Raw genomic sequence first — 21,147 nt, forward strand, 5'->3', positions numbered from 1 at the left:
TTACAGTAACCGGTTGCAGAATGCTGAAATGACGATTAATACTGAAGTTGTCACTTCCTCTGTATCACATAATAAGAGCCATCTATGAAACTTAACTCGAATAGCGGTAGTGCTGGTGTTCCCCCCGGCACGGTTGCGAAAAGTGGTAATGGGATTTACGTGGTGGTGTTGATGCCAACACGGTTGCAAGGTTTTGCACAACGGGAGAACGGCTATGTCTACTAACCATGCTGTGTTTAACGTGATTTTCCGCTTTGTTGAAAACTATGTTAGCCCTGTTGCCGGGCGCATCTCTTCACAACGTCATGTCATGGCTATTCGTGACGGTTTTATTTCGGCGATGCCTTTTATGATTGTAGGCTCTTTTCTGCTGGTTTTTGCCTATCCGCCGTTTTCTCCCGATACCACCTGGGGATTCGCCCGTGCGTGGCTGGATTTGGCAAAACAGTTTGAAGGCCAAATCCTCACACCGTTTGATATGACGATGGGGATCATGTCGGTCTACATATGTGCGGCTATTGCTTATAACCTGGGCAAGCACTATGTGAAGTCGCATCAGTTAGATCCGTTTATGTGTGCGATGCTATCAATCATGGCTTTTTTGCTGATTGCCGCGCCAAAAACCAAAGGCACGATGCCGGTTGATAGTCTGGGAGGAACGGGGATTTTCACCGCCATCCTGGTAGCCATTTACTGCGTTGAAATGATGCGCTTCCTGAAGGCGCACAACATTGGCATCCGTTTACCCGATCAGGTGCCGCCGATGATCAAAAACTCTTTCGATCTGCTGATCCCGGTGCTGGTGGTGGTGCTAACGTTGTACCCGCTAAGCCTGGTGATACAGTCGCAGTTTGACATGCTGATCCCGCAGGCCATTATGGCCATTTTCAAACCACTGGTGTCGGCTGCAGATTCTCTCCCAGCGATCCTGCTGGCGGTATTGATCGGCCATCTGCTGTGGTTTGCCGGTATTCACGGCGCGGCTATTGTGTCGGGAATGCTGCAAATGTTCTGGCTCACCAATCTCGGGATGAACCAGTCGGCGCTGGCGCAGGGTGCGCCGTTGCCGCATATCTTTATGGAAGCGTTCTGGACATTCTTCATTGTGGTTGGTGGTTCCGGCGCGACGATGGGGTTGGTGATTTGCTATCTGCGGAGTCGTTCCGCTCATCTACGCTCGATTGGGCGTCTGAGCGTGGTCCCCAGCATTTTTAATATTAACGAACCGGTGATATTCGGTACGCCGATTGTCATGAACCCGGTGTTTTTTATCCCCTTCCTGCTGGCTCCGATGGTGAATGCGGTACTGGCGTGGGCGGCGATGAAACTGGATTTAATTGGGCGGGTAATTTCAGTAGTTCCCTGGACGGCCCCAGCACCGGTTGGCGCCGCATGGGCGTTAGGTTGGGATTATCGTGCGGCTATCCTGGTGGTGCTGTTGGCGCTGGTATCGGCCGTTATCTACTTCCCGTTCTTTAAGGTCTACGAAAAGCAGCTATTAGCGCAGGAAAAAGAAGAAGCGCAGCGTATGGAAGAGGAAAACCAGCAGGTTGCATAAATATCTGGCGAGGGGCTACGGCTCCTCGCTTACTTCAGCGTGCAGTCTCCGCATTGCTGAACGTCAGGCAGGCGATAGCGTTGGCAGCAGGTTCTGCGCACTAACAGCCCTTCACGCGGAACAACGGTACGCCATAAAGGATTATCCTGACAGCAGGAAAGTTGTTTCTCAAAAAAGCAGGTCTGGCGCAGCGTGGTCAGCAGTTCTTCACCTAACAACGGCTTCATTTCCGTTAAATACCAGTGAATTAAGTATCCGGTGTTGCTCCAGATAAGCTTTGCGTTGATCTCACCCGTTGCTTCCAGCGCCTGCACAACCGGCGTTAGCGCTGAGAGAATCAGTGTTTCCATGCGTTGTTGAGGAGACAGTGCTGTAGCCAGATGATCCTGATGGACATCGATCCAGAAGCAGGCTGCTCGGCCCGTTTCGTGGAATTCTACGTGCATGTGTTCAGGAGAGACGTCTATAGCCTCTTTTTGCGTCAGCAGGGCCACCATTAACGGAGGCATCATCAGGCCGATATACCATTGCGCCCAAAGAGATATCAGGGGCTTATTTTCGCGGGGCAGCGTGGGCTGGTTGCGATAGATATGGTCTGAATAAACAGCGAGCAATGAACTTAGCGTCGTCGGTTGCGTCCATTCATGCAGCGTCATTGCACCTGGCACAGGCGTTTCGTCAAGACGAATGAAGTCCAGCAAGTGCTCGCGAGTTTTGGCTATCGTTGCGCGTACGGCAGCAGCCAGCGAGGGCATCTCTGAGGGGAGATGGCTACGCCAGATGACATCTTCAACGATCGGTGCGGAACGATAAGCCATGTCGATATAAGGATGTTAATCTTAATGATAATGATTGCTAATCCTATAATTGGTGTTAGGCGATAGCAAGATCTTTGTCGCCATCTCGGGTGGCACCGCACAGAAAGCTCAGGTAGAAGGGCAGTTTACCCGTAGCTCATCGCTGACCAGAGTATTGTTACGCCCAAGATTCTTGGCCTCGTAAAGGGCTTTATCCGCTTTGGCAATAGCAGCATCAATATCCTGTTCGACCAGAGGTGCAATGCCGATACTGACGGTTACGTTGGTTGCCACGCTCTCATTAAACATGTGAGGGATTTTAAGGTCGTACACTTTCTGGCGGATACGTTCGGCGGCAGCCTGGGCCTGCTGTGGATCGACTGCGGTCAGCAAAATCATAAACTCTTCACCGCCAAAACGCGCCACCACATCCCTGGAGCGGACGGAGTCTCGGATGGCGGCAGAAACACGGATCAACGCCTGGTCGCCCATCATATGTCCGTAATGATCGTTATAGGATTTGAAATGGTCGATATCTAGCAGCAGAACGAAGTGTCTCGAATTACTTAGGGCCAACAGCGTATCGAGCCGGTGTTGCAGCCCCCGACGATTATACAAACCGGTTAGCGGGTCGAGCATGCTGAGCCCGTTCAGGGTTTCTCGTTCTTCCAGCAGTTTGTACATCAGTTGCTGAGCGAACCCATCGTAGCGCTTTTGTATCACATGCTGGATGGCGATACCGGCCATAGGCAGCGCCATAAAATAGAAAATCCGCAAACCATGCTCGCTGCCGTTAAGCCATAAACAAACGGCGACGGAGGGGAGTGAGTGGAGCGTAAACGCGATGATATTATTGGCAAAAGCGATAGAGCCAATAAACAGTACGCTGAGAAGCGCTATTAACAGGAAATAATAATCATTCTGACCTAAAGCATTATATTTCAATAATATGTGTAACGCCCATAACAAGCCAAAAACGATTGAAATAAAAGGGAGATTAATTCTTTTATCTGCGTATTTCCCATGCCATACCAGCAGCAGTGTACTCATCACCAGTATCAGCAACGCCGATACTGATAAGGCTTTGACCGCAAACAGTGGGAAAAAAAGCGTAAACAGCGCGGAGACTGCGTTGAGCAGCAGAAACAGTCGTAAAGAGAGTTGGTATTTTTTGGTGCGCAGAGTTCGCCAGGATTGTACTGTCATAGGTAAATATTGTTAGTTATCTGCAATGTACGAAGGTGTGTTGGTAAATAAAACAAATAACGAACGGGGTATCATTCGCAGAGGTTTTTATTGTTTTTAGTTGAAGAGCTAACCGGTGAGCAATTTATCACCTTGGGTTATTCATGTCATCAATCGTTAAGTAAAACTCATATAATTGATAGTGCTTCACGGCTGACAAATGAGAAATTTTATCATATGATATTGGTTATCATTATCAGTGTCATAGGTGGAATCATGTTGCAACGTACGCTGGGCAGTGGATGGGGTGTTCTGCTGCCGGGAATGCTGATTGCCGGGATGGCATATAGCGACCTGTCGGTCTACGTATGGAAGGTGATGATTGTATTAGGATTACTACTGACTTCGCTCATGTTGTACCACAAGCGTTTACGTCACTTTGTTTTGTTACCTTCATGCGCGGCGCTGATTGGTGGCATTGTTCTGGTAATAATGAACTGGAATCAGGGATGAACAAAACTAGAGAAGGAAATCGAGAGGGAAATAAGATAATTGGTGCGAGGGGGGGGACTCGAACCCCCACATCCTAAGGACACTAACACCTGAAGCTAGCGCGTCTACCAATTCCGCCACCTTCGCACAGTCATCTTATTTGTTTGATATCGCCTCGTTGGTGCGAGGGGGGGGACTCGAACCCCCACATCCTAAGGACACTAACACCTGAAGCTAGCGCGTCTACCAATTCCGCCACCTTCGCCCAGTGCGAGCAATATCAACGTGGATTATGGTGCGAGGGGGGGGACTTGAACCCCCACGTCCGAAAGGACACTAACACCTGAAGCTAGCGCGTCTACCAATTCCGCCACCTTCGCATACCATCGACACTCAAAAAGTATCGTTACCACGGAGGCGAATTCTAGAGATTTTATGCAGGGCGTCAACTGTTAATTATCGAACTTAACGTGATTGCCGAAAAAAAAGGCGTTTCTTCGGCTTTGGCGTTTTATGCAGGCCGGATAAGCGATAGCGCCATCCGGCGTTGCTCGGTGTCACGCCAGATGGCGGCGTAAACGCCTTATCTGGCCTACAGCGGTTAGGCTTTTTTCGCCTGGCGCGTCATGATGGTGCGATAGACCTTGAAGCGCCCGGTCTGCGCGATAACTTCGTGGAAGCCAAACACTTCATCCAGAACCTTCGGATAAGGCAGGAAGGCGTTTGCCACGATACGCAGTTCACCGCCACTGTTCAGATGACGCACGGCGCCGCGAATCAGCGTTTGCGCGGCATCAAGGCTGGTCTGCATTCCGTCGTGGAACGGTGGGTTGGAGATGATCATATCAAATCGGCCCGTTACGTCAGAAAAGACGTTACTGGCGATGACGTCACCTTCAATGCCATTGGCTGCAAGCGTTGCGCGGCTTGCTTCAACGGCGGCGGCGCTAACATCGCACAGGGTTAAGCGCACTTTCGGCGAGTGGCTGGCCAAGGCGACGGAGAGAACGCCTGCGCCACAGCCGACATCCAGCACTTTGCCTTTGGTGTGCGTCGTCAGCGTGGAGAGCAGCAGTTGGCTGCCAACATCCAGGCCGTCACGGCTGAAGACGCCCGGCAGCGTTTTGATGGTCAGATTTTCTGTCTGGTATTCATCCCAGTATTTTTCTGCATCAAAGACCGGCTGTTTTTCCAGACGACCGTGGTACAGGCCACAGCGACGTGCGCTGTCGACTTTGTTTAACGGTGAGTATTCGGCCAGCATCTGCTCTGCGCTACGTACGCCGCTGCGATTCTCACCGACAACAAAAATATCGGTGCCAACCGGTAACAGCGACAGAATGTTCATCAACTGGAACTGGGCTTCCGGCTTATTCTTCGGCCAGTAGTAGATCAGCGTATCGCTATCGGCAACGTCATCGGCCTGCGCGATGAGGCTGAAGCGGACGTTGTCGCCCATCTGGCGGTTAAGCACCTGCCAGTGGTGAAGTTGCTGAGTGTGCGCTCGGCTGGCGGCGCTTTCAAAATGGGCAGGCAGGTCATCCTGCAAATCACCGGCAAACAGAATACGGCTTTGTTCGAAATCATCACTGTGGCGCAGCAAGACTTCACTTGCCGGGGTAAAAGCAGACATGGAATGCTCCTTAAATTGTACAGCGGGGGATTATAGTTGTTTGATGGCACGGATTCGACAAATTTGCTATATTTGCGCCCCTGATAGACAGGAGTGTTTCGCTATGACATCCCGACGAGACTGGCAGTTACAGCAACTGGGCATTACGCAGTGGTCGTTGCGTCGTCCTGGCGCACTGCAGGGCGAGATCGCGATTTCCATTCCTGCGCATGTCCGTTTGGTGATGGTTGCTGCACAGTTACCCGCGCTAACCGAACCATTGATGAGCGATATTTTACGCGCATTAACCGTCAGCCCGGATCAGGTTTTACAACTGACGCCTGACCGTGTCGCCATGCTGCCGCAAGGCAGTCGCTGTAATAGCTGGCGGCTGGGAACCGAAGAGCCGCTGCTGCTGGAGGGCGCTCAGGTCGAGAGTCCTGCGTTTAATGAATTACGGGAAAACCCAGCGGCACGCGCCGCGTTATGGCAACAAATCTGCGCATATGAACACGATTTCTTCCCTCGAACCGACTGATTTACCCGCAGCATTTCATATTGAAAAACGCGCCCACGCTTTTCCGTGGAGTGAAAAAACATTTGCCAGCAACCAGGGCGATCGCTATCTCAATTTTCAGTTGAGGGTTGATGACGTGATGGCGGCTTTTGCGATTACGCAGGTCGTGCTGGATGAAGCTACGCTGTTCAATATTGCCGTCGATCCTGACTTTCAGCGCCGTGGGCTGGGGCGTGAGCTGTTGGAGCATTTGATCGATGAGCTGGAAAAGCGTGGCATTTTGACGCTGTGGCTTGAAGTGCGCGCCTCGAATGCGGCCGCTATCGCGCTGTACGAAAGCTTAGGCTTTAACGAGGCGACGATCCGTCGCAACTACTATCCAACGGCTGATGGTCACGAAGACGCCATCATCATGGCGTTGCCAATCAGCATGTAAGACAAGGTGTAATGATGAAGAAGTGGGACTGGATTTTCTTTGATGCCGACGAAACGCTGTTTACATTTGACTCGTTTACCGGCTTACAGCGGATGTTTCTCGACTATAGCATTACCTTTACCGCTGAAGATTTTCAGGACTACCAGGCCGTGAATAAACCGCTGTGGGTGGATTACCAAAACGGCGCGATTACCTCATTACAACTGCAGCATGCCCGTTTTCAGAGCTGGGCCGAACGCCTGAAGGTTGAACCGGGCCAGCTTAATGATGCATTCATCAATGCGATGGCGGAGATCTGCTCGCCGTTGCCGGGGGCGGTTTCTCTGCTCAATGCGATTCGTGATAAAGCGAAAATCGGCATCATTACTAACGGCTTTACCGCGTTGCAGCAAATCCGCCTTGAGCGGACGGGGCTGCGCGATTATTTCGATCTGCTGGTGATTTCTGAGCAGGTTGGGGTGGCAAAACCTGATTCCCGTATTTTTGACCATGCGCTGGAGCAGGCGGGCAATCCTGACCGTTCTCGCGTGCTAATGGTGGGTGACACCGCAGAGTCCGATATTCTTGGCGGCATTAACGCCGGGCTATCCACCTGCTGGCTAAATACGCACCACCGCGAGCAGCCAGCGGGCATTCAGCCGACCTGGACCGTAGCGTCATTAAGCGAACTGGAGCAGCTCCTGTGTAAACACTGATTGCCTCCCCCCCGTTGATGGGTAAAATAGCCGCAATTTTTCGTATTCAACTTGCCCGGCCCGTTGCCGTGCTTACCTAAGAAGATTTGACTATGACGTTGTCTCCTTATTTGCAAGAGGTGGCCAAACGCCGCACTTTTGCCATTATTTCTCACCCGGATGCCGGTAAAACGACAATTACTGAAAAGGTACTGTTATTCGGACAGGCCATTCAGACCGCCGGTACGGTAAAAGGCCGTGGCTCCAGCCAGCATGCAAAATCTGACTGGATGGAAATGGAAAAGCAACGTGGTATCTCCATTACCACCTCTGTGATGCAGTTTCCGTATCATGATTGCCTGGTGAACCTGCTGGACACCCCGGGGCACGAAGACTTCTCCGAAGATACCTATCGTACTCTGACGGCGGTGGACTGCTGTCTGATGGTTATCGATGCTGCAAAAGGCGTTGAAGATCGTACCCGTAAGCTGATGGAAGTTACCCGTCTGCGCGATACGCCGATCCTGACCTTTATGAACAAACTCGACCGTGACATCCGCGATCCGATGGAGCTGCTGGATGAAGTTGAGAACGAACTGAAAATCGGCTGTGCGCCGATCACCTGGCCGATTGGCTGCGGTAAGTTGTTCAAAGGTGTCTACCACCTTTATAAAGATGAAACTTACCTGTATCAGACCGGTAAAGGCCACACCATTCAGGAAGTGCGTGTTGTTAAAGGTCTTAACAACCCGGAACTTGATACTGCCGTGGGTGAAGACCTGGCGCAGCAGCTGCGTGACGAGCTGGAGCTGGTGCAGGGCGCGTCCAACGAGTTCGACCATGAGTTGTTCCTTGCGGGCGAAATCACCCCGGTCTTCTTCGGTACCGCGTTGGGTAACTTCGGCGTTGACCATATGCTGGATGGCTTAGTGGAGTGGGCGCCTGCGCCGATGCCGCGTAAAACCGACACCCGCGTCGTCGAAGCCTCAGAAGAGAAGTTCACCGGTTTCGTGTTTAAAATTCAGGCCAACATGGACCCGAAACACCGTGACCGTGTGGCGTTCATGCGTGTGGTATCCGGCAAGTATGAGAAAGGCATGAAAATGCGCCAGGTGCGCATTGGTAAAGACGTGGTGATCTCCGACGCACTCACCTTTATGGCCGGTGACCGTTCTCATGTGGAAGAAGCGTATCCGGGCGATATTCTCGGCCTGCATAACCACGGCACAATCCAGATCGGCGATACCTTTACCCAAGGCGAAATGATGAAGTTCACCGGTATTCCGAACTTCGCGCCGGAGCTGTTCCGTCGTATTCGCCTGAAGGATCCATTGAAGCAGAAACAGCTGCTGAAAGGGCTGGTTCAGCTTTCAGAAGAGGGTGCCGTGCAGGTATTCCGTCCGATCGCCAACAACGATCTGATCGTCGGTGCGGTGGGTGTGCTGCAGTTTGACGTGGTGGTTTCACGTCTGAAGAGCGAGTACAACGTTGAAGCGATTTATGAATCCGTCAATGTGGCGACTGCACGCTGGGTAGAATGTTCTGACGTGAAGAAATTCGAAGAATTTAAGCGTAAGAACGAAATTCAGCTGGCGCTGGATGGCGGCGATAACCTCACCTATATCGCGCCAACCATGGTTAACCTGAATCTCACCCAGGAACGTTATCCGGGCGTTCAGTTCCGTAAAACACGCGAACACTAATCGACCTTCCAGGGCACGGTATCCGCCGTGCCCTGCAACTTTCCCTGTCTTTTAAATCCCTTGCGGAATGTTCTTAAAACTTCGTGTTTTTCTTTTGTTTGCCTGTTTTTTAGTCAACTCGGGCAGCGATCACGAAATCCTGAACTATATTTAACAATGTGATGACATAAATATCGGCGTTAAATGCTTTTTAGGCTGCCTGTTGCAGCTTCTATTGCTGATATTTATTCCACTTACAAAATTAGTTGCTGGTTCAGGCCGTGTAACGGCAGAGCCTGGCTTTTAGCAAAACATACAGGAATACATCGATGACAATGACAGGACTTAAGATTTCTAAAACGCTGCTGGCCGTGATGCTGACCTCCGCTGTTGCAACGGGTTCTGCTTATGCAGAAAACGCCACGACGGATAAAGCGCAATCCGGCGTCGAAAGTGCGGGGCAGAAAGTCGATAGCTCTATGAACAAAGTCGGTAATTTCATGGATGACAGCACCATCACCGCGAAAGTAAAAGCCGCGCTGGTGGACCACGATAGCATTAAGAGCACCGATATTTCCGTCAAGACCGATCAGAAAGTAGTAACGCTAAGCGGCTTTGTTGAAAGCCAGGCGCAGGCTGAAGAAGCGGTGAAAGTGGCGAAAGGCGTTGAGGGTGTGACCTCCGTTAGCGACAAACTGCACGTGCGTGATAGTAAAGAAACCTCCGTTAAAGGCTATGCGGGCGATACGGCAATCACCAGTGAAGTAAAAGCCAAGCTGCTGGCCGATGATATTGTCCCTTCACGCAAGGTGAAAGTTGAGACCACCGATGGCGTTGTGCAACTTTCAGGCTCTGTCGATTCACAAGCTCAAAGCGATCGCGCTGAGAGCATCGCCAAAGCGATTGATGGCGTGAAAAGCGTCAAAAACGATCTCAAAACTCACTAATTAGACTTAATTCGCCCTCCTGACGTTTGTCGGGAGGCGTATTGTGCACCACACTGAAAATATCGCCGATGGGTAGCCTGAGCGCTCATATCAAGCGGTGAAATTAACTATGGTAAAGGAGAAGCATATGTTTCGATGGGGCATCATATTTCTGGTTATCGCGTTAATTGCCGCTGCACTGGGTTTTGGTGGACTGGCGGGTACCGCTGCAGGCGCAGCGAAAATTGTTTTTGTGGTGGGTATCATTCTGTTTCTGGTCAGCCTGTTCACCGGGCGTAAACGACCCTAGTACGTAAACCGTAAAGATAACTTGCTACTGAGCCAGTCCAGCGGACTGGCTTTTACGGTTTTAGCTGTAGGCAATTTGCGTTACTTTGTTGTCCTATTACAAAAACAACAGGAAGGCAGAGGTGGGGCAGAGAATACCCGTCACGCTCGGTAATATCGCGCCGTTATCGTTACGTCCGTTTCAACCAGGCAGTATGGCGCTGGTGTGCGAGGGCGGGGGACAAAGAGGCATCTTCACCGCAGGCGTACTGGATGAATTCATGCGCGCGCAGTTCAATCCCTTTGATCTCTTCTACGGGACGTCCGCTGGTGCGCAAAACCTTTCAGCTTATCTCTGTAACCAGCCCGGTTACGGTCGTAAAGTCATCATGCGTTACACTACCCGACGTGAGTTTTTTGACCCTGTGCGCTTTGTGCGCGGGGGAAACTTAATCGATCTCGACTGGCTGGTGGATTCGACCTCGTCCCAAATGCCGCTGGCGATGGACAACGCTGAGCGCTTGTTTGCCGCGGGGAAAGCGTTTTATATGTGCGCCTGTCGGGGTGATGACTACACGCCGGGCTATTTTTCGCCGAACCGGCAAAACTGGCTCGATCTTATTCGTGCCTCCAGCGCGATTCCCGGGTTCTACCGCACAGGGGTTGCGCTGGACGGCGTGAATTACCTGGATGGGGGCGTCAGCGACGCCATTCCCGTGCAGGAAGCGGCGAAGCAGGGTGCGAAAACGCTGGTGGTTATCCGCACTGTGCCTTCGCAAATGTACTACACCCCGCAGTGGTTCAAGCGTATGGAACGCTGGCTGGGTGAAAGCAGCCTGCAACCACTGTTGAATCTGGTGCAGCACCATGAAGCCACCTATCGCGCGATTCAGAGCTTTATTGAGAAACCGCCGGGCAAGCTGCGTATCTTTGAGATCTACCCGCCCAAACCGCTCCACAGCATGGCGTTGGGAAGCCGTATTCCGGCCTTGCGGGAAGATTACAAAACCGGACGCCTGTGCGGTCGTTACTTCCTCGCTACCGTCGGCAAACTGCTGGGGAAAAACGTGCCGCTGCCTCGTCAGACGCCGAAGATTGTGGTGCCGGGACCGGTGGTGGTTCCTCCCGCGCCGGTGGCCAACGATGCCCACGCGCCGGTGGTGGCCAATGCGCCTCAGGCCAACGATACAACGTTTAATAATGAGGATTTGGCGTGAGTTTTCGTTTTATCGATACGCACTGTCACTTTGATTTCCCGCCGTTTACCGGCGATGAACCTGCCAGCATTCAGCGCGCGGCGGAGGTTGGTGTACAAAGCATTATCGTTCCGGCCACCCAGGCGGCGAATTTTTCCCGTGTACTGGCGTTAGCGGAAAATCATCCTCCATTATTTGCCGCGCTTGGTCTACATCCCATTGTTATTGAACAACATAGTGATGACTGCCTGGACCAGTTGCAACAGGTGCTGGATAAGCGCCCACAAAAGCTGGTGGCGGTAGGTGAGATTGGATTGGATCTGTATCGCGACGTTCCGCAATTCGACAAGCAAGAGCGGGTGCTGGAAGCGCAACTTAAGCTGGCGAAGCGGTACGAACTGCCGGTGATCCTGCATTCGCGACGCACGCATGACAAGCTGGCGATGTACCTTAAACGCCATGCTTTGCCACGAACAGGCGTGGTGCATGGGTTTTCCGGGAGCGTGCAGCAGGCCGAACGCTTTGTGCAACTGGGATACAAAATTGGCGTGGGCGGCACCATTACCTATCCGCGCGCCAGTAAAACCCGCGAGGTAATGGCGCAGTTGCCGCTCGAGTCGCTGTTGCTGGAAACCGACGCGCCGGATATGCCGCTCAACGGCTTTCAGGGGCAGCCTAATCGCCCTGAGCAGGTAGTCAGAGTCTTTGACGTCTTATGCGAACTGCGCCCGGAACCTGCGGACGTGATCGCTGACGCGCTGTATCGTAATACCACGGCGTTGTTTGATTTTTGAATTCCGGATGCGGCGCTATTGCATCGCATCCGGCCATCACAGGTACAGCGCCGGGAAAATCAAATTATCCACTCCGCGTTCGCGCAATCTTTGCGCCAGGTGTTCCACATCCTCCGGCGTGGCGCCCGGCCAGTCCTTCGCTTCGCCATACACCCCGTGCGCATGAAAGGCATTCAGCCGTACCTGCACGTCACCTGAACCTCTGATAAATGCCGCCAGCGCATCAATATGCTGTAGATAATCCACCTGACCAGGGATAACCAGCAGGCGCAGTTCCGCAAGTTTCCCTTGCCCGGACAGAAAGGTAATGCTTTGTTTAATCAGCGTGTTATCGCGACCGGTCAACTGACGATGACACGTGCTGTCCCAGGCTTTTAAATCCAGCATTACGCCGTCGCACACCGGCAGCAGCTTCTGCCAGCCGGTTTCGCTCAGCATGCCATTGCTGTCGACCATACAGGTCAGGTGTTGCAGTTGCGGATCGGTTTTGATCGCACGAAACAGCGCCACAATAAACGGTAGCTGGGTTGTCGCTTCGCCACCGCTGACCGTAATTCCCTCAATAAACAGTGCTGCCTTGCGAATATGTTGCAGCACCTCATCAACGCTCATGGTCTGCGCCATCGGCGTGGCCTGCTGGGGGCACATATGAAGGCAGGTGTCACACTGCTGACACAAATCAGACTGCCACCACACTTTCCCCGCGCTCAGGCTCAGCGCCTCATGCGGGCAATGCAGCACACACTCCCCGCAGTCGTTGCAGCGTCCCATCGTCCACGGATTGTGGCAGTTTTTACAGCGCAGATTACATCCCTGCAGAAACAGAGCCAGGCGACTGCCCGGCCCGTCGACGCAGGAGAAAGGGATAATCTTACTTACCGAAGCGCATCTGCTGTTCATGGCTAATCACGCGAGGTTGTCGTTGCAGAATGCGCGTATTACGCGCGGCTTCTTCGCCAAGCCAGGTGGTGTTGGTGCGAGAACCTTCGGCGCGATATTTTTCCAGATCCGACAGACGCACCATATAGCCGGTAACGCGAACCAGATCGTTGCCGCTCACGTTGGCGGTAAACTCACGCATCCCGGCTTTAAATGCGCCGAGGCACAGTTGCACCAGCGCCTGAGGATTACGTTTGATGGTTTCATCCAGCGTGAGAATGTCGCTGATCCCGGCGTGATAAAACGCGTGATGTGGCGCGACGGTTTGCAGATGAGTGATCGGGTCTGGTTCATCGCCGTAAGGCAGGCGTGCACCCGGTGTGGTGCCGATGTCAGAACTGATCCCCGACTGTGCATGCAGCATCGCGCGCTGCTTCCAGCCATATTTCACCGGGGTGCTTTCGACAAACTCCGCCAATTGGGCGCTGATGCGATAGCCAAGCTGATTGGCGAACTCATCTTTTCCGTAGCGCGCATTTTGTCCCGCCTTATCGCACAGTAGATTCACCGCCTCCGCCAGGCCATACATGCCGAACATAGGCACAAAACGTTCGGGATCAATCAACCCTTCCTGCACGAGGAAGCTATTCTCAAAGAAATGTGATTTTTCATAGAGGAATTCACATCGTGAATCAATGATGGCGATTTGCTGTTGGCAATAGTGCGGTAGGGTGCGCGTAAAGAAGTCATCGACAGAGGCGCTGCGCTCTGCGATGGCTTTCAGATTAAGCCTGACCAGCGTGCTACCACCCCCGGCGAGCGGCAAAGAGTTGTAACAGCTGACGACGCCATACTGACTTTTTGTGAAAATTTTATCATTTTCAGGGCCATTGGAAATATGTGGCTTACTGCACTCGCAGATATTTTTCGCCACGCTGAGCAGCAGATCGTCAGGTGTGATTTGCGGGTCATAAATGAATGTCAGATTAGGCGAAACCTGCTTTAATTCTGCATCTGCGCGTAAAATTGCACGGGTAACTGGAGTATCGGCGGGGCCGATATTGGCATGCATAAACGCGTCTGGCAGGGTTCTGTCGAGATAACGCCAGAAACGTTTTATTCGAATATCGATCTCTTCTTGTGTTAGAATTCTAACATACGGTTGCAGCAGCGCATCGAGCTGGCCGAGATAAACCGGCATCGACGTCACTGACGGAACGTGGTGGTACAGGATGGTGAGTAAGGATAACGCATCATCAAGATCGCTGGCGCCTTCCAGCTCCAGCCACGATGAACCATTGGCCAGAAAACGCGCGTAATCGGGTAAAACGTAGCGCGGTTTGAACGGGGCATGACCTTCGTACATATCGCAGATTACCCCATCATCCAGCGCCTGACGTGCCTGTGCAGGTAGTTGCGGATAAGGCAGCGCGTTTTCAGCTTCCAGCGCCAGAAAGTGGCGTTTCTGCTCAGGGCTGAGCACCGGGCTGGTCACGATTTGTTGGCAACGCTGTTGCAGCGCGAGTTCGCTTGAAGTGGGCATCGTTGATTCCTTTTTGTCCCGAAGGTGTAACGCCATTGTAGAAAGCAACGCCGCCACAACCTTTGATCCGGATGCGCCTGATGCCACGGCATCCCTTTAGAAAAGGTAATTTATTTGAAGTAGATCTCATTAGAGTAATGCAAATCTGTATGTGGTTTTCATTAACTGTGATGTATATCGAAGTGTAATAGCGAGCGGATGTTAGAATACTAACAAACTCGCAAGGTGAAATTTTATACGGCGATGCCGTTGGAGAATGTTATGACCGATTTAACAGCAAGCAGCCTGCGTGCACTGAAACTGATGGACCTGACCACCCTGAATGACGACGACACCAATGAAAAAGTGATCGCGCTGTGTCATCAGGCGAAGACCCCGGTTGGCAACACTGCCGCAATCTGTATCTATCCGCGTTTCATCCCTATTGCGCGTAAGACTCTGAAAGAGCAGGGTACGCCGGACATCCGCATTGCAACCGTCACCAACTTCCCGCACGGCAACGACGACATCGAGATTGCGCTGGCGGAAACCCGCGCGGCGATCGCCTACGGTGCCGATGAAGTTGACGTGGTGTTCCCGTACCGTGCGCTGATCGCCGGTAACGAGCAGATTGGTTTTGATCTGGTTAAAGCTTGCAAAGACGCGTGTGCGGCGGCAAACGTGCTGCTGAAAGTGATCATCGAAACCGGTGAGCTGAAAGAAGAAGCACTGATTCGCAAAGCGTCTGAAATCTCCATCAAAGCCGGTGCTGATTTCATCAAAACGTCTACCGGTAAAGTGCCGGTCAATGCGACGCCGGAAAGCGCACGCATCATGATGGAAGTGATCCGTGACATGGGGGTTTCTAAAACTGTAGGTTTCAAACCGGCTGGCGGCGTGCGTACTGCAGAAGATGCACAGCAGTTCCTGGCGATTGCCGATGAACTGTTTGGCGCTGACTGGGCTGATTCTCGTCACTACCGTTTTGGCGCATCCAGCCTGCTGGCTAGCTTGCTGAAAGCGCTGGGTCACGGCGACGGCAAGAGCGCAAGCAGCTACTAAGCCCGTAGGCCGGATAAGGCGCAGCCGCCATCCGGCATTAAGACGACTGCCGGGTGGCGCGTTGCTTACCCGGCTTACAACGGCCTTCTACTCTTTTCCCCTGGGGGTTACCGTGTTTCTCGCACAAGAAATTATTCGTAAAAAACGTGATGGTCATGCGCTGAGCGATGAAGAAATTCGTTTTTTTATCAATGGCATTCGCGACAATACCATCTCTGAAGGGCAAATCGCCGCCCTGGCGATGACCATTTTTTTCCACGATATGACAATGCCTGAGCGTGTTTCGCTGACCATGGCAATGCGTGATTCAGGAACCGTGCTGGACTGGAAAAGCCTGCAGTTGAACGGCCCGATTGTGGATAAACACTCTACCGGCGGTGTAGGTGACGTAACGTCACTGATGTTAGGCCCGATGGTTGCTGCGTGCGGCGGCTATATTCCGATGATCTCCGGGCGTGGCCTGGGGCATACCGGCGGTACGCTCGATAAACTGGAAGCGATTCCTGGATTTGACATCTTCCCGGACGACGCGCGTTTCCGTGAAATTATTAAAGACGTGGGTGTGGCGATTATTGGGCAAACCAGCTCGCTCGCACCGGCGGATAAACGTTTTTATGCCACCCGCGATATTACCGCGACGGTGGATTCCATCCCGCTGATTACCGGTTCCATTCTGGCGAAAAAACTGGCGGAAGGGCTGGATGCGCTGGTGATGGATGTGAAAGTGGGCAGCGGTGCTTTTATGCCGACCTACGAGCTTTCTGAAGCCCTTGCTGAAGCGATTGTCGGCGTGGCAAACGGTGCGGGTGTACGTACCACCGCGCTGTTAACTGATATGAACCAGGTGTTGGCCTCCAGCGCAGGTAACGCGGTCGAAGTCCGCGAAGCGGTGCAGTTCCTGACCGGTGAATACCGCAATCCACGTCTGTTAGACGTCACCATGGCGCTGTGCGTGGAAATGCTGATCTCCGGCAACCTGGCGAAAGATGACGCCGAAGCCCGTGCGAAATTGCAGACGGTGCTGGATAACGGTAAAGCAGCAGAGATTTTTGGTCGCATGGTGGCGGCGCAAAAAGGCCCGACCGATTTCGTCGAAAATTATGCGAAGTACTTGCCGACGGCAATGCTCAGCAAAGCGGTATATGCTGATACCGAAGGCTTTGTCAGCGCGATGGATACCCGTGCGCTGGGAATGGCGGTTGTTTCCATGGGTGGCGGTCGTCGTCAGGCATCGGACACCATTGATTACAGCGTTGGCTTTAGCGATATGGCGCGTCTGGGCGACAGCGTAGACGGACAGCGTCCACTGGCGGTGATCCACGCCAAAGACGAAGCCAGCTGGCAGGAAGCGGCGAAAGCGGTCAAAGCGGCAATTAGCCTTGACGATAAAGCGCCAGAAATTACACCGACAGTCTATCGTCGTATTACCGAATAACTGTATACTGATCTGATCGCTTTTTTGCGGCGCAGATGTATGGAGAACAAGATGAAACGTGCATTTATTATGGTGCTGGACTCCTTTGGTATTGGTGCGACTGAAGATGCGGATCGCTTTGGCGACGTAGGTTCAGACACTATGGGACACATTGCAGAAGCCTGTGCGAAAGGTGAAGCTGACAATGGTCGCAAAGGTCCACTGAATCTGCCTAACCTGACCCGTCTGGGCCTGGTGAAAGCTCACGAAGGTTCTACTGGTAAAATTGCTGCTGGCATGGACGGCAACGCGGAAGTGATTGGTGCCTACGCATGGGCGCATGAACTTTCTTCCGGGAAAGACACGCCGTCTGGCCACTGGGAAATCGCGGGTGTTCCGGTTCTGTTTGACTGGGGATATTTCTCCGATCACGAAAACAGCTTCCCGCAAGAACTGCTGGATAAACTGGTAAAACGTGCCAACTTGCCGGGCTACCTCGGCAACTGCCACTCTTCCGGTACCGTGATCCTGGATCAACTGGGTGAAGAGCATATGAAAACCGGCAAGCCGATTTTCTATACCTCCGCTGACTCCGTGTTCCAGATTGCCTGCCACGAAGAGACTTTTGGCCTGGATAAGCTCTATGAGCTGTGCGAAATCGCCCGTGAAGAGCTGACCGAAGGTGGTTACAACATCGGTCGTGTTATCGCCCGTCCGTTTATCGGTGATAAAGCCGGTAACTTCCAGCGTACCGGTAACCGTCACGACCTGGCCGTTGAGCCGCCAGCACCGACCGTGCTGCAGAAACTGGTCGACGAGAAAGACGGTCACGTGGTTTCCGTCGGTAAAATCGCGGATATCTACGCTAACTGCGGCATCACCAAAAAAGTGAAAGCCACCGGTCTGGACGCGCTGTTCGACGCCACCATCAAAGAGATGAAAGAAGCCGGTGATAAGACCATCGTCTTCACCAACTTCGTTGATTTCGACTCTTCCTGGGGACATCGTCGCGATATCGCCGGTTATGCTGCGGGCCTGGAACTGTTCGACCGCCGTCTGCCTGAGCTGATGGAGCTGGTGGGTGAAGATGACATTCTGATCCTGACCGCTGACCACGGCTGCGACCCAAGCTGGACCGGCACTGACCATACCCGTGAACACATTCCGGTACTGGTTTACGGCCCGAAAGTGAAACCTGGTTCTTTAGGTCACCGTGAAACCTTCGCGGATATCGGTCAGACGCTGGCGAGCTACTTTGGTACGTCGCCGATGGACTACGGTAAAAATATGCTGTAATACCCGTTGTCTTTCGCGCTGTAGATGCGTTGACTTCATTCGCTCACCCCGGTCACATAGTTAATCTATGCTCCCGGGGATTCACGAATTCGTCGCCTTCCTACAACGCGAAATCCTTAGGGTATTTCACTGTTTTGCATACGTTTTGTAGGCCTGATAGGCGTAGCCGCCATCAGGCAATAACAACAAGATAAGGACAAAAAATGGCAACTCCACATATTAATGCAGAAATGGGTGATTTCGCTGACGTCGTATTGATGCCGGGCGACCCGCTGCGTGCAAAACATATTGCTGAAACTTTCCTCGAAGATGTTCGTGAAGTGAACAACGTTCGCGGCATGTTAGGCTTCACCGGGACTTACAAAGGCCGTAAGATCTCCGTGATGGGTCACGGTATGGGTATCCCGTCCTGCTCCATCTACACCAAAGAGCTAATCACCGACTTCGGCGTGAAGAAAATCATTCGCGTAGGCTCCTGCGGCGCTGTGCGTATGGACGTTAAACTGCGTGACGTGGTTATCGGTATGGGTGCTTGCACCGACTCCAAAGTTAACCGTATCCGTTTTAAAGATCATGACTTTGCAGCTATTGCTGACTTCGACATGGTGCGTAACGCAGTTGATGCGGCAAAAGCGCTGGGTGTAGACGCTCGCGTTGGCAACCTGTTCTCCGCTGACCTGTTCTACTCTCCGGACGGTGAAATGTTCGACGTGATGGAAAAATACGGCGTGCTGGGCGTGGAAATGGAAGCGGCGGGTATCTACGGCGTGGCGGCGGAATTCGGTGCGAAAGCGCTGACCATCTGCACTGTATCCGACCATATCCGTACCCACGAGCAGACCACTGCCGCTGAGCGTCAGACGACCTTCAACGACATGATCAAAATCGCGCTGGAATCCGTTCTGCTGGGCGATAAAGAGTAAGTTTTGTTGTGGCCCGGAGGCGCTGCGCTTACCGGGCCTACGGGAATGCCGCTATTAATGCTTGATGGCGCTTCGCTTATCAGGCCTACGGGAGCGGTCTTGTAGGCCGGATAAGGCGCAGCCGCCATCCGGTAATTCGCCACTAATCGCTTAACGCACGGCCTTCGCTACCCAAGCAGCCAGCTCACGCAACTCGCTTTCCTGATCTGGATACTCCGCAAGCAGCGCTTCACAAGTCTGCTGTAAAATATCGGCGCGATACTGGCAGCCCTGTAGTCGTTCTGCCAGTACTTCCAGCGGCGCAGGATTGAGGCTATCGGTGTAGACTTGGGTGCGGGTAATCACGCCTTTTTCGACGTCGAAATGCAGCTCAACGCCACCCCAGGTGAAACGTTCGTCCAGTAAATGTGAAAAAGCAGGCGCCTGACCAAAATTCCACTCCCAACTGCTCTGGCGGGCAAAGGTTTCGGCGAAGTTCGGCAGATCCGGCGCTTTGTCCGGGGAGATGATCTCGGCTTCTACGCGTTCGCCGTAGTGGGCAAAAAAGGCTTCCGTGATGGCCTGACAGACCTGTTGATGAGTGATGCCCGGTAACAGCTCGGTCAAATTCGCTACGCGCGAGCGAACCGAAGTGATGCCTTTGGCGGCAAGTTTCTTTTTATCGGGATTGAGATAGTTTGCCAGGCGGCTGAGATCGGCATTCAACAGCAGCGTGCCGTGGTGGAATCCGCGATCTTTCGTTTCCCTATAAGCAGAGCCGGAAACTTTGCGATCGCCGTCCGGCGTTTTCACCACCAAATCGTTACGCCCGGAGGCATCAGCTTCTACGCCCAGCGAATTCAGCGCATTGAGGACGATCGCGGTGGAGATGGTTTTGTCGTATTCCGGTTTACCAGCCATAAAGGTAAAGCAGGTATTGCCTAAGTCATGGAACACCGCGCCGCCACCGCTGCTGCGCCTGGCGAGCCGCACGTTGTCTTCTTCCATGCGGCGTGTATTACATTCTTTCCACGGGTTTTGCGCCCGGCCAATTACCACCGTATCGGCGTTACGCCACAAGAACAGAACGCGCTGCGTGGCGGGCATCTGGCGAAAAATGCACTCTTCGACCGCGAGGTTAAACCACGGATCGTAAGAGTCTGAGATAAGCAGGCGTAGTGTTGTCATGGTTGATTTCCCTTCTGTTTTACAGTTTTTACAGCTTTTACTCTATCTTCTCGTTGTCTTCTTCCTGCACCGGTTTGTTGGCAGTGAGAAGGAAAGGAGATTGCTGCCAGCGGGTACGCTTACCTTGCAATAAGGTGCGGGTCAGCACTACACCGATTGCTAGTGACAGTAGCAGCATCAGGCGTAAGATGTTGGTGGTGTTATCCACCTGCTTGGCTTCAGTAGCAAGAGTGTGGGTATCCAGCGTCAGGCGCAGATAGCCCAGCGGACCATTTTTTCCCTGAATGGGTTCGACAATCTGCTGGTTAAAATAGCCCCCGGCTTTTTTGCCGTCGAGCGCCAGACGGTCACGAACATTGACGCTCTCACCGGTGCGCGTAATCAGGTCTCCCTGTTCGTCGTACACGCCTGCGTCCAGAATACGGCTACTCTCCGTCAACTGCGTGAGCACCACCTTAATACGCTTTTCATCCGGCGTTTCGGTACGCATCAGCGGGGCGACGTTCAGCGCGACCTGACGGGCTAGCGTGCGGGCCAGCTCTTCGAGCTGCGGATTACGCTGCTGCTGGTGGCTTTGACTAAACCAGGAAGCCCCCTGCATCAGCGCGACGAGCAGCGCAAGGCAGGACAATACAATCACTGCACGATGAAGTCGGAATTTCAGTTTTGTGCGAGCCATATTCCACCTGCTGAAAATTTGAGACTTAATGTTGCCAGAAGCGCTGGT

21 protein-coding genes and 3 tRNA genes are annotated in these 21,147 nt (G+C 52.8%); 14 read left to right on the plus strand and 10 right to left on the minus strand.

Annotated features, from left to right (window positions below; all coding sequences use genetic code 11):
* The first annotated feature begins 214 nt into the window (after positions 1 to 214).
* Positions 215 to 1,558: a PTS cellobiose transporter subunit IIC gene (locus E6P06_RS07270; protein WP_003829998.1), complete on the plus strand. Its 1,344-nt coding sequence runs from the start codon at positions 215 to 217 to the stop codon at positions 1,556 to 1,558.
* Positions 1,559 to 1,587: 29 nt separating this feature from the next.
* Here E6P06_RS07270 and fhuF read toward each other — a convergent pair whose 3' ends face one another.
* Together fhuF and E6P06_RS07280 are read right to left on the minus strand one after the other, a co-directional pair.
* Entirely contained in the window at positions 1,588 to 2,376 is a 789-nt protein-coding gene (gene fhuF, locus E6P06_RS07275) for a siderophore-iron reductase FhuF (protein ID WP_139935078.1), read from the minus strand.
* A 108-nt stretch (positions 2,377 to 2,484) separates the two neighbouring features.
* Positions 2,485 to 3,561 carry a diguanylate cyclase gene (locus E6P06_RS07280; protein WP_003845616.1) on the minus strand — a complete coding sequence of 359 codons (1,077 nt, stop codon included), beginning with the start codon at positions 3,559 to 3,561 and terminating at the stop codon, positions 2,485 to 2,487.
* Positions 3,562 to 3,816: 255 nt separating this feature from the next.
* Here E6P06_RS07280 and E6P06_RS07285 point away from each other — a divergent pair, with 255 nt between their 5' ends.
* The gene (locus E6P06_RS07285) at positions 3,817 to 4,053 is read left to right on the plus strand and encodes a DUF1435 domain-containing protein (protein WP_003845617.1); all 237 of its coding nucleotides are present in this window, start codon (positions 3,817 to 3,819) and stop codon (positions 4,051 to 4,053) included.
* Between the two features lie 40 nt (positions 4,054 to 4,093).
* On the opposite strand, the gene E6P06_RS07290 is transcribed toward E6P06_RS07285, so the two are convergent.
* The 4 genes from E6P06_RS07290 to rsmC form a co-directional block, all read right to left on the minus strand.
* Positions 4,094 to 4,179: transfer RNA gene (locus tag E6P06_RS07290), tRNA-Leu, on the minus strand.
* Between the two features lie 32 nt (positions 4,180 to 4,211).
* Positions 4,212 to 4,297, minus strand: a tRNA-Leu gene (locus E6P06_RS07295).
* A gap of 28 nt (positions 4,298 to 4,325) precedes the next feature.
* Positions 4,326 to 4,412 (minus strand) — tRNA-Leu (locus E6P06_RS07300).
* 221 nt (positions 4,413 to 4,633) lie between these two features.
* Positions 4,634 to 5,665, minus strand: a complete 1,032-nt coding sequence (gene rsmC / locus E6P06_RS07305; protein WP_139935079.1) for a 16S rRNA (guanine(1207)-N(2))-methyltransferase RsmC — start codon at positions 5,663 to 5,665, stop codon at positions 4,634 to 4,636.
* A gap of 103 nt (positions 5,666 to 5,768) precedes the next feature.
* On the opposite strand from rsmC, the gene holD reads away from it, so the two are divergent.
* The 8 genes from holD to E6P06_RS07345 all read left to right on the plus strand — a co-directional run bounded on the left by holD (position 5,769) and on the right by E6P06_RS07345 (position 12,157).
* Positions 5,769 to 6,182, plus strand: coding sequence for a DNA polymerase III subunit psi (holD, locus tag E6P06_RS07310; RefSeq protein WP_003837254.1), 414 nt, complete (start codon positions 5,769 to 5,771; stop codon positions 6,180 to 6,182).
* Positions 6,151 to 6,597: a ribosomal protein S18-alanine N-acetyltransferase gene (gene rimI, locus E6P06_RS07315; protein WP_003019092.1), complete on the plus strand. Its 447-nt coding sequence runs from the start codon at positions 6,151 to 6,153 to the stop codon at positions 6,595 to 6,597. Before holD ends, rimI begins: the two co-directional genes overlap by 32 nt.
* A gap of 14 nt (positions 6,598 to 6,611) precedes the next feature.
* The gene (gene yjjG / locus E6P06_RS07320) at positions 6,612 to 7,292 is read left to right on the plus strand and encodes a pyrimidine 5'-nucleotidase (RefSeq protein WP_003019088.1); all 681 of its coding nucleotides are present in this window, start codon (positions 6,612 to 6,614) and stop codon (positions 7,290 to 7,292) included.
* A 92-nt stretch (positions 7,293 to 7,384) separates the two neighbouring features.
* A complete protein-coding gene (gene prfC / locus E6P06_RS07325) occupies positions 7,385 to 8,974 on the plus strand; it encodes a peptide chain release factor 3 (protein ID WP_139935080.1) in 1,590 nt (529 codons plus the stop codon).
* A 308-nt stretch (positions 8,975 to 9,282) separates the two neighbouring features.
* Positions 9,283 to 9,900 (plus strand): molecular chaperone OsmY, encoded by a 618-nt coding sequence (gene osmY / locus E6P06_RS07330; protein ID WP_003837258.1) that lies wholly within the window; start codon positions 9,283 to 9,285, stop codon positions 9,898 to 9,900.
* A gap of 127 nt (positions 9,901 to 10,027) precedes the next feature.
* Positions 10,028 to 10,189: a DUF1328 domain-containing protein gene (locus E6P06_RS07335; protein WP_003019081.1), complete on the plus strand. Its 162-nt coding sequence runs from the start codon at positions 10,028 to 10,030 to the stop codon at positions 10,187 to 10,189.
* 121 nt (positions 10,190 to 10,310) lie between these two features.
* Positions 10,311 to 11,384 carry a patatin family protein gene (locus tag E6P06_RS07340; RefSeq protein ID WP_003019052.1) on the plus strand — a complete coding sequence of 358 codons (1,074 nt, stop codon included), beginning with the start codon at positions 10,311 to 10,313 and terminating at the stop codon, positions 11,382 to 11,384.
* On the plus strand, positions 11,381 to 12,157 hold the full coding sequence (locus E6P06_RS07345) for a metal-dependent hydrolase (protein WP_139935081.1): 777 nt from the start codon (positions 11,381 to 11,383) through the stop codon (positions 12,155 to 12,157). The genes E6P06_RS07340 and E6P06_RS07345 overlap by 4 nt, the downstream gene beginning before the upstream one ends.
* Positions 12,158 to 12,193: 36 nt before the next feature.
* Here the strand turns inward: E6P06_RS07345 and E6P06_RS07350 are convergent, their stop codons facing one another.
* Positions 12,194 to 13,057, minus strand: a complete 864-nt coding sequence (locus E6P06_RS07350) for a YjjW family glycine radical enzyme activase (RefSeq protein WP_139935082.1) — start codon at positions 13,055 to 13,057, stop codon at positions 12,194 to 12,196.
* Positions 13,029 to 14,579, minus strand: a complete 1,551-nt coding sequence (locus E6P06_RS07355) for a YjjI family glycine radical enzyme (RefSeq protein ID WP_139935083.1) — start codon at positions 14,577 to 14,579, stop codon at positions 13,029 to 13,031. The genes E6P06_RS07350 and E6P06_RS07355 overlap by 29 nt, the downstream gene beginning before the upstream one ends.
* A gap of 261 nt (positions 14,580 to 14,840) precedes the next feature.
* On the opposite strand from E6P06_RS07355, the gene deoC reads away from it, so the two are divergent.
* From deoC to deoD, 4 genes are all read left to right on the plus strand, one after another.
* Entirely contained in the window at positions 14,841 to 15,620 is a 780-nt protein-coding gene (deoC, locus tag E6P06_RS07360) for a deoxyribose-phosphate aldolase (RefSeq protein ID WP_003019042.1), read from the plus strand.
* A 112-nt stretch (positions 15,621 to 15,732) separates the two neighbouring features.
* Positions 15,733 to 17,055: a thymidine phosphorylase gene (gene deoA, locus E6P06_RS07365; protein WP_003845626.1), complete on the plus strand. Its 1,323-nt coding sequence runs from the start codon at positions 15,733 to 15,735 to the stop codon at positions 17,053 to 17,055.
* A 51-nt stretch (positions 17,056 to 17,106) separates the two neighbouring features.
* Positions 17,107 to 18,330, plus strand: a complete 1,224-nt coding sequence (gene deoB / locus E6P06_RS07370) for a phosphopentomutase (protein WP_003019037.1) — start codon at positions 17,107 to 17,109, stop codon at positions 18,328 to 18,330.
* 203 nt (positions 18,331 to 18,533) lie between these two features.
* Positions 18,534 to 19,253, plus strand: a complete 720-nt coding sequence (deoD, locus tag E6P06_RS07375; RefSeq protein WP_000224864.1) for a purine-nucleoside phosphorylase — start codon at positions 18,534 to 18,536, stop codon at positions 19,251 to 19,253.
* Positions 19,254 to 19,403: 150 nt separating this feature from the next.
* On the opposite strand, the gene lplA is transcribed toward deoD, so the two are convergent.
* Both lplA and E6P06_RS07385 read right to left on the minus strand, forming a co-directional pair.
* Positions 19,404 to 20,420: a lipoate--protein ligase LplA gene (lplA, locus tag E6P06_RS07380; RefSeq protein ID WP_003019035.1), complete on the minus strand. Its 1,017-nt coding sequence runs from the start codon at positions 20,418 to 20,420 to the stop codon at positions 19,404 to 19,406.
* A 37-nt stretch (positions 20,421 to 20,457) separates the two neighbouring features.
* Positions 20,458 to 21,099 (minus strand): YtjB family periplasmic protein, encoded by a 642-nt coding sequence (locus tag E6P06_RS07385; protein ID WP_044699051.1) that lies wholly within the window; start codon positions 21,097 to 21,099, stop codon positions 20,458 to 20,460.
* Positions 21,100 to 21,147 lie beyond the last annotated feature (48 nt).

Source organism: Citrobacter sp. CF971, from assembly GCF_006385635.1.
GTDB classification, from domain to species: Bacteria; Pseudomonadota; Gammaproteobacteria; order Enterobacterales; family Enterobacteriaceae; genus Citrobacter; species Citrobacter freundii.

What these genes read in the sequence shown, in the direction of transcription:
- fhuF (WP_139935078.1), bottom strand. Translation starts at nt 2,376, where the DNA reads ATGGCTTATCGTTCCGCACCGATCGTTGAAGATGTCATCTGGCGTAGC.
- deoB (WP_003019037.1), top strand. Translation starts at nt 17,107, where the DNA reads ATGAAACGTGCATTTATTATGGTGCTGGACTCCTTTGGTATTGGTGCG.
- lplA (WP_003019035.1), bottom strand. Translation starts at nt 20,420, where the DNA reads ATGACAACACTACGCCTGCTTATCTCAGACTCTTACGATCCGTGGTTT.
- rsmC (WP_139935079.1), bottom strand. Translation starts at nt 5,665, where the DNA reads ATGTCTGCTTTTACCCCGGCAAGTGAAGTCTTGCTGCGCCACAGTGAT.
- yjjG (WP_003019088.1), top strand. Translation starts at nt 6,612, where the DNA reads ATGAAGAAGTGGGACTGGATTTTCTTTGATGCCGACGAAACGCTGTTT.
- prfC (WP_139935080.1), top strand. Translation starts at nt 7,385, where the DNA reads ATGACGTTGTCTCCTTATTTGCAAGAGGTGGCCAAACGCCGCACTTTT.
- deoC (WP_003019042.1), top strand. Translation starts at nt 14,841, where the DNA reads ATGACCGATTTAACAGCAAGCAGCCTGCGTGCACTGAAACTGATGGAC.
- E6P06_RS07285 (WP_003845617.1), top strand. Translation starts at nt 3,817, where the DNA reads ATGTTGCAACGTACGCTGGGCAGTGGATGGGGTGTTCTGCTGCCGGGA.
- osmY (WP_003837258.1), top strand. Translation starts at nt 9,283, where the DNA reads ATGACAATGACAGGACTTAAGATTTCTAAAACGCTGCTGGCCGTGATG.
- deoD (WP_000224864.1), top strand. Translation starts at nt 18,534, where the DNA reads ATGGCAACTCCACATATTAATGCAGAAATGGGTGATTTCGCTGACGTC.
- E6P06_RS07350 (WP_139935082.1), bottom strand. Translation starts at nt 13,057, where the DNA reads ATGAACAGCAGATGCGCTTCGGTAAGTAAGATTATCCCTTTCTCCTGC.
- E6P06_RS07355 (WP_139935083.1), bottom strand. Translation starts at nt 14,579, where the DNA reads ATGCCCACTTCAAGCGAACTCGCGCTGCAACAGCGTTGCCAACAAATC.
- E6P06_RS07385 (WP_044699051.1), bottom strand. Translation starts at nt 21,099, where the DNA reads ATGGCTCGCACAAAACTGAAATTCCGACTTCATCGTGCAGTGATTGTA.
- E6P06_RS07270 (WP_003829998.1), top strand. Translation starts at nt 215, where the DNA reads ATGTCTACTAACCATGCTGTGTTTAACGTGATTTTCCGCTTTGTTGAA.
- rimI (WP_003019092.1), top strand. Translation starts at nt 6,151, where the DNA reads ATGAACACGATTTCTTCCCTCGAACCGACTGATTTACCCGCAGCATTT.
- E6P06_RS07280 (WP_003845616.1), bottom strand. Translation starts at nt 3,561, where the DNA reads ATGACAGTACAATCCTGGCGAACTCTGCGCACCAAAAAATACCAACTC.
- holD (WP_003837254.1), top strand. Translation starts at nt 5,769, where the DNA reads ATGACATCCCGACGAGACTGGCAGTTACAGCAACTGGGCATTACGCAG.
- E6P06_RS07335 (WP_003019081.1), top strand. Translation starts at nt 10,028, where the DNA reads ATGTTTCGATGGGGCATCATATTTCTGGTTATCGCGTTAATTGCCGCT.